The 11807-nt window shown below is 63.8% G+C and carries 13 protein-coding genes, 1 tRNA gene and 3 pseudogenes; 7 read left to right on the forward strand and 10 right to left on the reverse strand.

Annotation, left to right across the window (positions count from 1 at the left end):
* Position 1 precedes the first annotated feature (1 nt).
* Complete coding sequence (locus tag J6525_RS41220) at positions 2–268, forward strand: DUF2277 domain-containing protein (RefSeq protein ID WP_057019313.1); 267 nt, start codon at positions 2–4, stop codon at positions 266–268.
* 85 nt (positions 269–353) lie between these two features.
* Entirely contained in the window at positions 354–578 is a 225-nt protein-coding gene (locus J6525_RS41225; protein ID WP_092087309.1) for a hypothetical protein, read from the forward strand.
* A gap of 56 nt (positions 579–634) precedes the next feature.
* On the opposite strand, the gene J6525_RS41230 is transcribed toward J6525_RS41225, so the two are convergent.
* On the reverse strand, positions 635–1162 hold the full coding sequence (locus J6525_RS41230) for a collagen-like domain-containing protein (RefSeq protein ID WP_057019139.1): 528 nt from the start codon (positions 1160–1162) through the stop codon (positions 635–637).
* A gap of 130 nt (positions 1163–1292) precedes the next feature.
* Here J6525_RS41230 and J6525_RS41235 point away from each other — a divergent pair, with 130 nt between their 5' ends.
* Positions 1293–2288, forward strand: a complete 996-nt coding sequence (locus J6525_RS41235; protein ID WP_225648959.1) for a hypothetical protein — start codon at positions 1293–1295, stop codon at positions 2286–2288.
* Between the two features lie 113 nt (positions 2289–2401).
* Here the strand turns inward: J6525_RS41235 and J6525_RS41240 are convergent, their stop codons facing one another.
* Together J6525_RS41240 and J6525_RS41245 are read right to left on the reverse strand one after the other, a co-directional pair.
* Positions 2402–2662, reverse strand: coding sequence for a helix-turn-helix domain-containing protein (locus J6525_RS41240; protein ID WP_016840962.1), 261 nt, complete (start codon positions 2660–2662; stop codon positions 2402–2404).
* A gap of 169 nt (positions 2663–2831) precedes the next feature.
* Positions 2832–3599, reverse strand: coding sequence for an SDR family NAD(P)-dependent oxidoreductase (locus J6525_RS41245; protein ID WP_225648960.1), 768 nt, complete (start codon positions 3597–3599; stop codon positions 2832–2834).
* A gap of 127 nt (positions 3600–3726) precedes the next feature.
* On the opposite strand from J6525_RS41245, the gene J6525_RS41250 reads away from it, so the two are divergent.
* Positions 3727–4200, forward strand: a complete 474-nt coding sequence (locus J6525_RS41250) for a hypothetical protein (protein ID WP_225648961.1) — start codon at positions 3727–3729, stop codon at positions 4198–4200.
* An 89-nt stretch (positions 4201–4289) separates the two neighbouring features.
* Here the strand turns inward: J6525_RS41250 and J6525_RS41255 are convergent, their stop codons facing one another.
* Positions 4290–4544, reverse strand: a complete 255-nt coding sequence (locus tag J6525_RS41255; RefSeq protein WP_092087299.1) for a hypothetical protein — start codon at positions 4542–4544, stop codon at positions 4290–4292.
* 272 nt (positions 4545–4816) lie between these two features.
* Here J6525_RS41255 and J6525_RS41260 point away from each other — a divergent pair, with 272 nt between their 5' ends.
* Positions 4817–5257: a hypothetical protein gene (locus tag J6525_RS41260; protein WP_092087297.1), complete on the forward strand. Its 441-nt coding sequence runs from the start codon at positions 4817–4819 to the stop codon at positions 5255–5257.
* A gap of 231 nt (positions 5258–5488) precedes the next feature.
* On the opposite strand, the gene J6525_RS41265 is transcribed toward J6525_RS41260, so the two are convergent.
* From J6525_RS41265 to J6525_RS41280, 4 genes are all read right to left on the reverse strand, one after another.
* Positions 5489–6070: an NUDIX hydrolase gene (locus tag J6525_RS41265; RefSeq protein ID WP_225648962.1), complete on the reverse strand. Its 582-nt coding sequence runs from the start codon at positions 6068–6070 to the stop codon at positions 5489–5491.
* Positions 6071–6087: 17 nt separating this feature from the next.
* A complete protein-coding gene (locus tag J6525_RS41270) occupies positions 6088–6537 on the reverse strand; it encodes a GNAT family acetyltransferase (RefSeq protein ID WP_225648963.1) in 450 nt (149 codons plus the stop codon).
* A gap of 14 nt (positions 6538–6551) precedes the next feature.
* Complete coding sequence (locus J6525_RS41275; RefSeq protein WP_225648964.1) at positions 6552–7979, reverse strand: FAD-binding oxidoreductase; 1428 nt, start codon at positions 7977–7979, stop codon at positions 6552–6554.
* A 134-nt stretch (positions 7980–8113) separates the two neighbouring features.
* Positions 8114–9100 (reverse strand): L-threonylcarbamoyladenylate synthase, encoded by a 987-nt coding sequence (locus J6525_RS41280; RefSeq protein WP_225648965.1) that lies wholly within the window; start codon positions 9098–9100, stop codon positions 8114–8116.
* Between the two features lie 78 nt (positions 9101–9178).
* Between J6525_RS41280 and J6525_RS41285 the strand changes: the two genes are divergently transcribed.
* Positions 9179–9255: transfer RNA gene (locus J6525_RS41285), tRNA-Pro, on the forward strand.
* A 168-nt stretch (positions 9256–9423) separates the two neighbouring features.
* On the opposite strand, the pseudogene J6525_RS41290 reads toward J6525_RS41285, so the two are convergent.
* Together J6525_RS41290 and J6525_RS41295 are read right to left on the reverse strand one after the other, a co-directional pair.
* Positions 9424–10470: pseudogene (locus J6525_RS41290) on the reverse strand (tyrosine-type recombinase/integrase); the annotation flags it as partial.
* 562 nt (positions 10471–11032) lie between these two features.
* Positions 11033–11254 (reverse strand): annotated as a pseudogene (locus tag J6525_RS41295) (HipA domain-containing protein); the annotation flags it as partial.
* Positions 11255–11651: 397 nt separating this feature from the next.
* Here J6525_RS41295 and J6525_RS41300 point away from each other — a divergent pair.
* Positions 11652–11807: pseudogene (locus J6525_RS41300) on the forward strand (IS5/IS1182 family transposase); the annotation flags it as partial.

An 11807-nucleotide genomic window follows, 5' to 3' on the forward strand; every position in this document is an offset into this window, starting at 1 on the left:
CATGTGCCGCAATATCAAGACGCTGTTCAACTTCGAGCCGCCCGCCACCGAGGACGAGATCCACGCCTCGGCGCTGCAGTTCGTGCGCAAACTGTCCGGCTTCAACAAGCCGTCGCAGTCCAATGAGGCCGCCTTCAACCTGGCCGTGACCGAGGTCTCGAATGCCGCGCGCAGGCTCCTGATCTCGTTGCAGACCACGGCACCGGCGCGCGATCGCGAGGTGGAGGCGGAGAAGGCGAGGGAGCGTTCGCGCCTGCGGTTTGGCTGAGGGCGGGGCGTACCGTGACGCAGGTCACGGTGCGGCGCCGCGCGTCCGGGCATCGGTGTCGTTCACCCGATCCCGGAGCGACGCCATGAAGCCTGCCCTGCTCACGTCCTGTTCGATTGCGTTCGCCGTGCTCTGGACCTGCGGCATGCTGTGGTCGAGCGGGACGATCGACCTTGCCAACGTCATCATCCTGTCGGCCTGCGGGGCGCTCGCGGGCGTTGCCTGGTATTACGCCATGCGCTGGGTCTTCCAGCTCATGCACCTCGCTCGACCCTCCGATCCTCCGGCCAATCCCGGCGCGGAGCCGTAGGCATCGGGCGCGGCACGGACAGAGCTGGCCGTGTCGCCGCGCGAGGACAGGAAGGATTACTTCTTGTCCTTCTTGCGGTGCTTCTTCTTTTTCTTGTGATCGTCGTCCTCGTCGTCATCTTCCGCGAAGTCGATGGCGTCGACGTCAAGCGCGATCGCCTCCGCTGCCGCGCGCTCGGCGGCATCGCGCTCGGCGAACTCGGCGGCTTCACGCTCCTTGGTGCGCTTGTAGTCTTCCCAGGCGTCGAAGATCATGTGCAGCCACGGCATCACCTGTTCGATCGACGGCAATTGTCCGGGCGGGCCGGCTTCACCGCGCGGGCCGGCCGGTCCCTGCGGTCCCTGTGGACCAGCTTCGCCGCGCGGACCCTGCACGCCCGCCTTGCCTTGCGCTCCCGGCTTGCCCTGGGGACCCGCCTTCCCAACCAGTCCGGGCTTGCCTTGCGGGCCCGGCTTGCCGCGCGCACCTTCCGGCCCCGGCCGCCCCGGATGTCCTTGCGGACCGGGCCGACCCGGCTCGCCCTGACGGCCCTGCGGCCCCTGCGCCCCTCGTGACCCCTGGCGGGAGATTGTCTCGTCAGCCACTGATATGCTCCGTCGCGATTTCAAGCCGCTTGTAACAGAGGTTGGATGACGGCTTCAATTCTGCCGGGCGCGGCTGATGCAAGCGATCAACAGTCATAATTCGATGCGAAGATTGTGACGGGAGGACGCGTTGCGGATTCTGAACGACAGACGCGGGGCAGTTGCCGGTGACGCAACAGGGCCGCTGACGTTCGACATCGTGGTGACGCGGCACGATCTGCGCGATGAAGCGGCGTTTCGCAACACCGGCGTCCTCGATCTGTATGCCGAGCTGTTTCCTCCGAACGAGCGCGACGCCCCCGACGACATTGTGCGCTGGGTGTTGTCAGATGATGTCGGCGAGCGACGAGAGTTCAGCGTCGGTGATCAGCAGCTGTCATATTGCCTCGACTCGCGCTGCTTCATCCTGCGCGCGGAAGGGCGCGCGATCGGCCTCGGCTTCTTCACCTACGATCACGCAAGCGAGCTGATCTACTGCAACTATGTCGGCGTCGCGAAGGCGTGGCGCGGCGGCGGCCTGGCGGGCCGGTTCTATCGCGAGATGATCGAGATGCTCGACGCCTTGTTTCCGCGCAATATCGGCGTGGTGCTCGAGGTCGAGCCGTATGATCGCGATCGCCTGGCGGCGATCATCGGTGATCTCGAACGGAGGGGCGTGAGGCAGCTCGCGGCGGATCAACAGACCGAGATTCGCAGATTGCTGCGCGTCAGCTGGTACGACAAGCTCGGCTATAGCTTCTTCTGCGACGCGCGCGGGATGCAGCCGCTTGAGTGTCGCTCGCCATGCCTCGACCCATCGCTATTGCCATCCGCTTGGGGCGGCGCGGAGGAAAATTATTGGTTGGCCTGGCAGTCGCGGACCGGCGCGCCCTCGGCGGAGGGCGAGCGCGCGGGTGAGCTCTGGCAAAGAGCCGTCGCTGCGATCTATGTCGAGATCCTCGCAAAATCGCTGGTCGACGACGATCCGAAGGGGCGGCGCGACTATTGGGACTATGCGACGGCGCTGGTCGCGCAGACGATGCAGCAGGCCGCGACGACCGAGGTGCGTCTCGCTCGCTGCCTCGATGCCGGCGGCAGCGAGCTATTGTCGCGCTGGCGGCGGCTTTCGATCGACCTGCCGATCTAGCGTCGACGTGCCGCTCATGCGTGATGCGATCCGGTTGAATCGTCATCACGCTTAGCTCGTTGTCCAAGCACGATCTTCCCGGAAAGCCGCTTCGCGCGCTCCCGGATCTTGCTCTAGGCTGCGGCGTGCTCGCTCAGCGGCACGTCGATGCCGTCGGCCGAATATTCGCGGATCTTGTTCCGCAACGTCCGAACCGACAGCCCGAGCACGCGCGCGGCGCGGGTGCGGTTGCCGTCGCAGCGCGCAAGCGTCTGCAGCACGAGCTCGCGCTCGACTTCATCGACGGTCGCGCCGATCAGCAGTGGGACGATTTCATTTGGAGCCAGCGACGGCAGCAGCGCTTCCGGCGACGGTACGGTGGACGCGTAAGACATAAACTCCTCCCGATCAACGCCCGCTTCGTCGGTGAAGCGAAGACATCGAGAACCAACTACCCCGTAGATCCACGGTGTGCCGGTTTGGTTAACAAGCCCTTAACGCGCCCATAACTCCCTGCTCTGTAAGCAAAATACCCAGAAATCGCCACGATTGCGGTTCCATCCGTCACAATGTGCGGTAGCCGCCATCGACCATCACGATCGATCCCGAGACATAGGCCGACAGGTCCGAGGCGAGGAAGATGGCAGGGCCTACGATGTCCTCCGGCTTGCCGGCGCGGCCGAGCGGGGTGTGGTCCATGAAGACCTTGACGAGGTCGGGATTGGTGGCGCGCACCTTCTCGTTCAACGGCGTCTCGATGAAGCCCGGCCCGATTGCATTGACGCGCACACCATCCTTGCCGAGCTCGGCGGCCAACGCCTTGGTGAAGCCGAGCACGCCGTGCTTGGAGGCAGTATAGGCCGGCGAACTCGGCGTGCGCAGATGCACGAAGGACTGGATCGAGCCGATGTTGACGATGCGCCCCTTGTTCTTGCGCAGTGGCGCGAGGAACGAATGCGTCACGTTGAACACGCCGGTGAGATTGATCGAGATGATGTCTTCCCAATCCTTGATCACGGCCTCGTCGGTGCCGAGCATGCCGTTGCGGCGCGCGATGCCGGCATTGTTGACCAGGATCGAGACCGGCCCGACCTTGTCGGCCACTTGCTTTGCCATCGCGACGCAGGCGTCGCGATTGGTCACGTCGAGCGCAAAGCTCTCCGCCTTGCCGCCGGCATTGCGGATCTCCCTGGCCGCTTCCGCCGCCGCATCGCCGTTCATGTCGAGCAGCACCACGCGCGCGCCCTCGCGGCCGTAGCCCAGTGCGATGGCGCGCCCGATGCCCGAGCCCGCACCGGTGATGACGGCGATGTGATTGTCGAGAAGGGCCATGGCGTTTCCTTGTTCTGATTTGTGAGCGTTGTCGACAACACTATTCAAAACTGCGCCAACCGAAACGCCAAGCCGCGTTTGCGCGTTGCTGTTATCCGGATTCGGATGACAGTTACGGACCGCGGACATGGACCCGCATATCAGACACTGGAAAGTTGCGATCGAGCGCTTTTGCGCGGCGCCGGATCCCGACTACCGCGAGATGGCCAAAATGGTCGCGGAGATCGCCGCGACCGACATCGACGAGACGCTGCGGCATGCGGCCGCACAGGTGCTGCCGATCCTGCGCCAGGCGGCGATGAAATCGGCCGACCGCCGCACCAAAGCGATGGCGCTGCGCCGTCTAGGCATCATCAGCGATGCACTGCACATGCTGTCGGCACCGCGGTTCGGCCAGCGCGGCCTGGCGCCGAAGGCGCTGACGCAGGAGGAGCAGTACCGGCAATTGCTCGGCCTGCCGCTCCGCCGCCGCCTCGCTGCGACCGAAGTCCAGCAGGCTTTCAAGCGCGCGGCCAAGACGGTGCATCCCGACGGCGGCGGCAACGGCGCGGCATTCCTCGAACTCGCCGCCGCGCGCGACGCCCTGATCAAGCATCACTGACGCTGGGATCGCGTCATATCTGACAGCACAAGGACGGACGCCGCGCTGTTGCCGCGTGTCCTCCCTGTGCGTGATCGAATGGCGTTCGCTCAGAACGCGCAGGTGCCGTTGTTCAGGAGGCCGGTCTTGTAGCTGAACGCAGCGTCGAAGGTCGGCAGCTCCTCGCTGACGATGGAGAAGTTCGCCGGCCACGGCGTGGTCGGGATGCTCTGGTCCCAGATCTGGCAGAAGCCGGTGTCCTGCCAGCGGATCAGATGATAGGGCGTGGCGCTGGCCGGGCTTGCCGCGGCAAGCAAGGACACGGTGGCGGCAATGGCGGCACAGACAATCGCAAGACGACGCATGGGAAATCTCCGGTTTGAAAAATGAATGCTCCGCGGGGCAATCTTGGAGCTCAGGGGCAATCGCCCCGGACATGCAGTGAGTATTGCAACCCCGGGAACAGGTTCAACACCGGTCGTGCGAAAGCACCCGTCAACAAATCGGCCATCGCTGTGCCAAATTGCGCCTGTTTACGCGCTTGCTACAGTCGGAGCATCGCGATTCGCAGCCGTGTCACGACGCGAGCAAATCGACGAGAGCAAATCGACGTGAGTAAATCCTGGGGAGACCGCACATGAAACCTTCATCCACCCTGCGTGCTGCGCTTGTCGCGCTGCTGGCGTTCACCGGCCTTGCGTTCTCTTCCGCGGCCCGCGCCGACAGCGGCTTTGTGACACTCACGATCTACAAGGCCGGATGGATCATCGGTGGCTCCGGCGGCAGCGGCGTGTTGACCTTCCGCGGCCGCTCCTACCGGCTCTCCACCGGCGGCCTCGACTACGGCCTGGTGTTCGGCGGCTCCAAGACCGTGCTGCGCGGCCGGGTCAGCAACATCAACCGTCCGTCCGACGTTGCCGGCGTCTACGGTGCGGCCGGCGCGGGGCTTGCCGTCGGCCGCGGGGCGCGCGCGATCGTGCTGACCAACCAGAAGGGCGCGGTGCTTGAATTGACCGGACACCAGGTCGGTCTGATGGCCAACGCCGATCTGAGCGGCCTTGCGATCACGATGCGGTAGAGCATTTCGTTCAGTTTATCCCCGTCATCCTGAGGAGCGCGTCTTCGCGCGTCTCGAAGGATGCACGGCCCGGCTGGTGGCCGATTCATCCTTCGAGGCTCGCCGAAGTGGCTCGCACCTCCAGCGACAATGGCATAGCCATTGCGCAGGGATGACGGGGACAGCTAGTCTAAAGCGTTGAGTGCGCGAAGCCGCAAGGCCGTGCCGGCACCGGCCGGGGCGAAGCCGCGTTCACCTGAACAGATGCAGCGCGGCGTATTGCAGCAGCATGATGGTCTTGGCGTCGACGATGCGGCCGTCGCTGATCATGGCGAGCGCGTCGTCGATCGAGAGCTCGAGCACCTCGATGTCCTCGCCCTCGTCGGCGAGCCCGCCGCCGTCACCGATGCGCATCGCGGCATCGTATTCGGCGACGAAGCAATGCAGCTTCTCGGTCACGGCGCCCGGAGACGTGAAAGCCTCGAACACCTTGCGCACATGCACGAGCCGGTAGCCGATCTCTTCCTCCGCTTCGGCGCGGATGCGTGCTTCCGGCTCGGCATCGTCGAGCATGCCGGCGGCAACCTCGATCAGCAGATCGTCATAACCGTTGGCGAAAGCGGGGAAGCGGAACTGGCGCACCAGCACGACGCAGCGGGTCGTCAGATTGTAGGGCAACAGCGCCGCGCCGTTGCCGCGATCGTAGACCTCGCGCACCTGGGTCTGCCATTCGCCGTTGGCGCGCCGGTAGTCGAACGTCGCACTCTTCAGCTCGTAGCGGCGCTTCGAAAGCAGCTCGACGTCCTTGACGCGAACGCGGTCGGCGATGCTCATGCGTCGGTCCTCAATCCTCACGGCGTCGCTTCGCGACCGTCGAGCCATTTGGCCAGCATCACCGAGGTCGACTCGTCATAGCCGAGCGATTGGTAGAACGCGCCGGCCTTGGCGTTCTCCCGCCGCACCAGCAGTTGCAGCTTCGGCACGCCGGCGGCGCGCAGCCAGTCCTCGGCCGCCGCCATGATAGTGCGGCCAAGTCCATTGCCCTGGCGGTTGGGATCGACCGCGACGTAATAGACCCAGCCGCGATGGCCGTCGTGGCCGACCATCGCGGTCGCCACGATCGCATTGGCGTCGCGGCCGACCAGCACGGCCGAGTTCGGTCCGCGCCGCGCCAGCGCGATGTCGGCAGCAGGATCGTTCCATGGCCGCGTCAGGCCGCAGGCCTGCCACAGCGCGACGACATCGGCGATGTCGTTATCGGTGATCTCTGCAATGGCGAGGGAGGCAGAGGAGGAGGGCATCGTCGCCTGCGCGGTCACAGCACCTTGCCCGGGTTCATGATGCCGAGCGGATCGAGCATCGCCTTGACCTGCCGCATCAGCTCGATCGCGACCTTGTCCTTGACGTCGGGCAATTCGTCGCGCTTGAGCACGCCGATGCCGTGCTCGGCCGAGATCGAGCCGCCCATCCGCAGCACGATCTCGAACACGACGGCATTCACGTCGTGCCAGCGCGCCAGGAAGTCGGCCGCATTGGCGCCGACCGGCTGGCTGACATTGTAGTGGATGTTGCCGTCGCCGAGATGGCCGAACGGCACCGGCCGCGAACCCGGGATCAGCTTCACCACGGCAGCATTGGCTTCCTCGATGAAAGCGGGCACGGCTGCGACCGGCACCGAGATGTCGTGCTTGATCGAGCCGCCTTCCGGCTTCTGCGCCGCCGACATCTCGTCGCGCAGTTTCCAGAACGCCTGGCGCTGGCTCAGATTGGCGGCGATGACAGCGTCATCGACGATGCCGTCCTCCATGCCCTGGGCCAGGATCGCCTCCAGCGTGTCGCGTGCATCGTCGCGCGACGACGACAATTCCATCAGCACGTACCAGGGGTGCTTGCTCTCGAGCGGATCGCGGATATCGATGCCGTGGCGGATCGAGAAGTCGACCGCGACGTCGGCGAGCAGCTCGAAGCTCGTCAACGCACCGGCCGCTTGATCGCGCGAGATCGACAGCAGCTTGAGTGCGGCCGCCGGCGAAGCCAAGCCGACATAGGCGGTCTCGACCGCACGCGGCCGCGGAAACAGCTTTAGCGTTGCCGCGGTGATGATGCCGAGCGTGCCTTCGGCGCCGATGAAGAGGTTCCGCAAATCGTAGCCGGTGTTGTCCTTTTTCAGCTTCGACAGCGCGTTCAGCACCCGGCCGTCAGCCAGCACGACTTCGACCCCGAGCGCCATTTCGCGCGCCACGCCATAGGCAAGGGCTCCGGTGCCGCCGGCATTGGTCGAGAGGTTGCCGCCGATCGTGCAGCTGCCTTCTGCGCCGAGCGACAGCGGAAACAGCCGGTCGACCTCGGCTGCCTTTTGCTGCGCGATCTGCAGCACCACGCCGGCCTCGCAGGTCATGGTGTTGGATTCGACATCGATATCGCGGATCTTGTCGAGACGCCGCAGCGAGACCACGACCTCGCCATTGTGCGGCGTCTGGCCGCCGACCAGGCCGGTATTGCCGCCCTGCGGCACCAGCGCGATCCTGTGCTCGGTCGCGAGCTTGCAGATCGCAGCGACTTCGGCGGTCGAACCGGGGCGCAGCACCAGCGGCGAGCGGCCGTGGAACAGGTCACGCTCCTCGGTGACATAAGGCTCGATGTCGGCAGCGTCGGTCATCGCATATTTCGCGCCGACGATGGCGCGGAATTTTTCAAGCAATTCGGGCGGAAGCGGCGGCACCGCTGATTGGACGATGTTCATTTTTTCTTGGTCTTTCACTCAGTCGGGGATCTTTGCCTAAGCATGCCCTTCGCGCAAACGCTTCGCGTTTGTCGCGAGGGAAAACCGGTTCCCGCTTGGCGCCAACGCGGCCGTTCCGGTCCGGGTCATGCTTGTTACCGCCCAACGGCTGCGCGGCGCAGCCGGTCATTGATGGCTTCGCCCAATCCCTCCTCGGGAATCGGCGTCACCGCGATCGCATCCGCGTTTCTCTTGTCGAGGGTACGAAGGTAGCCGAACAGATTGGCGGCGGCCTCGGCAAGATCGCCGCGCTCGGACAGGTTCATCTCCACCGAGGCGCATTCGCGCCGTGCGACCTTGGCCGGCCCGAACGACAGCAAGGCTTCGCCGACATGGACGTCGCTGGCATTGAGCCGGACCGGTGTCCGCGGTGCGTAGTGCGAGGCGAGCATGCCGGGGGCAACCGGCTGGGCGTCGCTTTCCGCGTCCTGCGGCGGCGACTGCAAGGGGTGGCCGAGCACTCGCTCGATCTCGGCGCGCGTCAGCCCGCCCGGCCGCAGCAGCACCGGATCGGAGAAGCAGCCGACGATGGTGGATTCGACGCCGACCTCGACCGGCCCGCCGTCGACGATCAGGTCGATGCGGCCCGCGAGATCGCCGTTCACATGCTCCGCGGTGGTCGGCGAGACGTGGCCCGAGAGATTGGCCGACGGCGCTACCACGGCACCGCCGAAAGCCTTGATGATGTCGCGCGCCACCTTGTGGGCCGGGATGCGTATGGCGACCGTGTCGAGCCCGGCGGTCGCGAGTTCCGCAACCGGGCAGGACAGCGCCTTCGGCAGCACCAGGGTCAGGGGACCCGGCCAGAACGCGTCCGCCAATCGCAGGGCCTGCCCATTGAACAGGGCAATCCGGCGGGCGGCGCCCAGATCGGCGACATGGGCAATCAGGGGATTGAAGGCCGGCCGGCCCTTGGCCTCGTAAAGCCGGGCGATCGCGGCGGCGTTACCGGCATCGGCGCCGAGGCCATAAACCGTCTCGGTCGGAAACGCCACCAGGCCGCCCTCGGCCAGGACCCCGGCGGCGGTCGCCGTGGCGGCGGCGCCTGCGGACAAAACGTGCGTTTTCAGACCTGTATCCACTGTGACTAGATTCCTCAATTGGGTGGCTCGTGGTCCCTTGCGGTCCCCGAAACCCGACGCTATAAGCCGGCCCTCAGTCGGAGTGTGGCTCAGCCCGGTAGAGCACTGCGTTCGGGACGCAGGGGTCGCAGGTTCGAATCCTGCCACTCCGACCAGATTTCCTTAGGTTTTTTGTTCTCATCGGTGGCCGTTCCCGAGTCAACCACCGATTTGACCACCGAAACATACCGCGCTTTTTGGCCAATGGCTGCCGCCGCCCCGTGCAAATGATCGGGATGGTGATGGCCATAGGTATCCTGCAGGACCTCCGGCGACATGCCGAGGAACCCAGCCGCCTCCCAAATCGGCACGCCACGCTGCATCAACCAGGTCGCCGCCGTGTGGCGCAACGTGTGCGGAGTGACTTTCCCGGGCAGCCTGGCCAGATCCACGGCAGATTTGAAGCCTTTCTTCACGGAAGCGACCGGCTTGCCATTGAACTCGACGAAGCAGGTGTTGATCAGCTTCCGGTCTTTCCAACGACGCAAATGAGCCAATAACCGGGGTGGGAGCGGAGCTGGTGTCTGACGCTTCTTGGTGGCTCGCTTCCCGATCGGCTTGCGGTAGAAGATACCACGCTCGAGATCGACGTACGAGTGCCCAAGCTCGGGGTAAGGCGATGCCGCCGCGATCGCACCCGCCCGCGTGCCGGTGTAGAGGCCGATCAGAATAAATCTGGCCACGTGTCGCAGCGGTCGGCGGTCTGTCCATACCGGGTCGCCCCTTGAGCCGCCGGCGTGGATGGTCTGCTTTTCGCGATAGCGCCAACATTGCCAAACCAGGGCTGCCGCCTCGCTGCGCGTCAGCCATCGGTCGCGCGCCTCGCCCTTTGGCGGGAGGGATACGCGAACAGTGCCCCGGTGGAGGCCTTCTCTTGCATGATGGTTGATCGCTGCACGGAGAGTTTCGAGGTCACGGCGTGCTCCGCCCTGGTTGCCGCGATGCGTGACGTAAGCCGCACTGGTCTGAGCGTTGATCCCTGATAGTTTCTTGCCGCCCCAAAAGTCGTTGAGGCGGTCGATCCTGGCTTCAATTTCAAACTGGTCGCCTGGCTCGCCAACGTCCGTCAAATAAATCGACAGCACGTCGGCACAATCGATGTCGTCGATATCTCGTCGCCTGCGCTCGGGCAGATATTTCTGCGCGATGTAGTTTGCTAGCGCTTGCTCTGCTTCTCGAGGCGGCTTTGTTCCAGACGTGCCCGCAAGGCAGCCTGTGGCGATATGGCGCTCGCCGTCTTTGATGATCCAGACGGCTTGGGCGACGAGCTTTCCGCCGCGATATCGTGCCTTTCGCTTATAGAGACGGGCTCCCTTACTTTGACGCGGCACAGCTCCCTCATCTTCTCGATGTTTTCGAGCGTAGTATAATCTCTGCCGGCAATTCTTTCTATTTCGAGTCGGCCGCGGCGTGCTTCTCGTCGCAGCCCAGAAGCAGTCATCGATCCGTCTGGAAAAGCCAAAGATGCGGCAGCGGACAGGCGGATAGGCATATCACGCGAAATCAGACTTGGGGAGAGATGCGCACTGGCCATGCTAAGACCAAGTCATCTAGATCCGAGTGGCATGCAGATGTCGAGCCTTCCGATGGTCTGAGGGCAGCCAATTTTTCTGGTGACGTTACGACCTCAAAATTCGAGCAGTCGAAGCTTTGCGCGGCATAGCAAAGCTAACTAACCTTTGAGAAGTATACGGACCTTTGCAAGAGTCGCTTCGTCATCGGTGAGGCTCAGGCTCATCCTTTACGGGATCAATGCCTCGCGTCGAGTGTCATAATCTCATCCATTCCGGGCTGCTATTAGTATAAGCGCAGGCTTCTACTGTGAAAGCGGATCGTGCTCGCTCGTGGGACAATCGGCGGCTTCCGAGTGCAAATCGGAACACTGAGACGAGCGAACGGGATGTGGATCGAACCGTCGCGGTCGAAGCGCCGAGACAGCATGACCGGCTTGCCGGCAACGTCGATCAGTTCGTGCTGCAGAGTGGCGATACCTGCCTGGCCAGCTAGCCGCAGCGCGATCGCTTCCCAGGTCTCCATGCTACAGTCGTCGGTCTCCTTCGGGAATTTGGCGATGAAGAGGCGACCATGTTGGTCAATGACTGACGCCTTCGGGCGCATCAAGGCCGTGTAGAGGATTGACGATCCGTCGCGGGGCGCATGTTGAAAATCTGAGTTCCGCCTGGTGCGGACAAATTGCCTACGCATCCATTCATATTGGTTCTGGCTGTCCGTCGACACACATTGCCGGGCGTACCACCTTCCTTTTAAGAGGTAATTGCAAAGGGCCGATCTTGGCCAGAAATCGGCATCCAACAGATTGCCGACGTCGGCTAAGCGCCAGTAGTCGTCCGTGAAGAAAGCGGATTGACTTGAGAAATAAGCAGAATTGGTCTTGATGTAGTATTCGATTTCGCAGGAAAGCGGGGTATTGGACCTCGCTTTCTTGCGTTTTAGGTTTTGCTTTTGGGTGATTCGTGATTCCCTGACGGCGTCGTCGACATTGGGGAATGCGATGAGCAAGCCGCGGGATGATCGCCAGAAAGACCTGTTGCTTCCGGCGCTTGATCAGATCATCGACATGGGTCATCCGCTGGTGCGGTTGGCAGCGCTGATCGACTGGAACATCCTGAATGAGCGCTTCAGTTCGGTGTGCCAAGCAGGGTCGGGA

It is taken from the genome of Bradyrhizobium australafricanum, from assembly GCF_020329495.1.
In the GTDB taxonomy this organism is placed as follows: domain Bacteria; phylum Pseudomonadota; class Alphaproteobacteria; order Rhizobiales; family Xanthobacteraceae; genus Bradyrhizobium; species Bradyrhizobium australafricanum.

Coding starts and splice junctions, on each gene's coding strand:
- J6525_RS41270 (WP_225648963.1), bottom strand. CDS start 6,537: ATGCCCTCCTCCTCTGCCTCCCTCGCCATTGCAGAGATCACCGATAAC.
- J6525_RS41225 (WP_092087309.1), top strand. CDS start 354: ATGAAGCCTGCCCTGCTCACGTCCTGTTCGATTGCGTTCGCCGTGCTC.
- J6525_RS41275 (WP_225648964.1), bottom strand. CDS start 7,979: ATGAACATCGTCCAATCAGCGGTGCCGCCGCTTCCGCCCGAATTGCTT.
- J6525_RS41250 (WP_225648961.1), top strand. CDS start 3,727: ATGGACCCGCATATCAGACACTGGAAAGTTGCGATCGAGCGCTTTTGC.
- J6525_RS41255 (WP_092087299.1), bottom strand. CDS start 4,544: ATGCGTCGTCTTGCGATTGTCTGTGCCGCCATTGCCGCCACCGTGTCC.
- J6525_RS41245 (WP_225648960.1), bottom strand. CDS start 3,599: ATGGCCCTTCTCGACAATCACATCGCCGTCATCACCGGTGCGGGCTCG.
- J6525_RS41240 (WP_016840962.1), bottom strand. CDS start 2,662: ATGTCTTACGCGTCCACCGTACCGTCGCCGGAAGCGCTGCTGCCGTCG.
- J6525_RS41260 (WP_092087297.1), top strand. CDS start 4,817: ATGAAACCTTCATCCACCCTGCGTGCTGCGCTTGTCGCGCTGCTGGCG.
- J6525_RS41265 (WP_225648962.1), bottom strand. CDS start 6,070: ATGAGCATCGCCGACCGCGTTCGCGTCAAGGACGTCGAGCTGCTTTCG.
- J6525_RS41220 (WP_057019313.1), top strand. CDS start 2: ATGTGCCGCAATATCAAGACGCTGTTCAACTTCGAGCCGCCCGCCACC.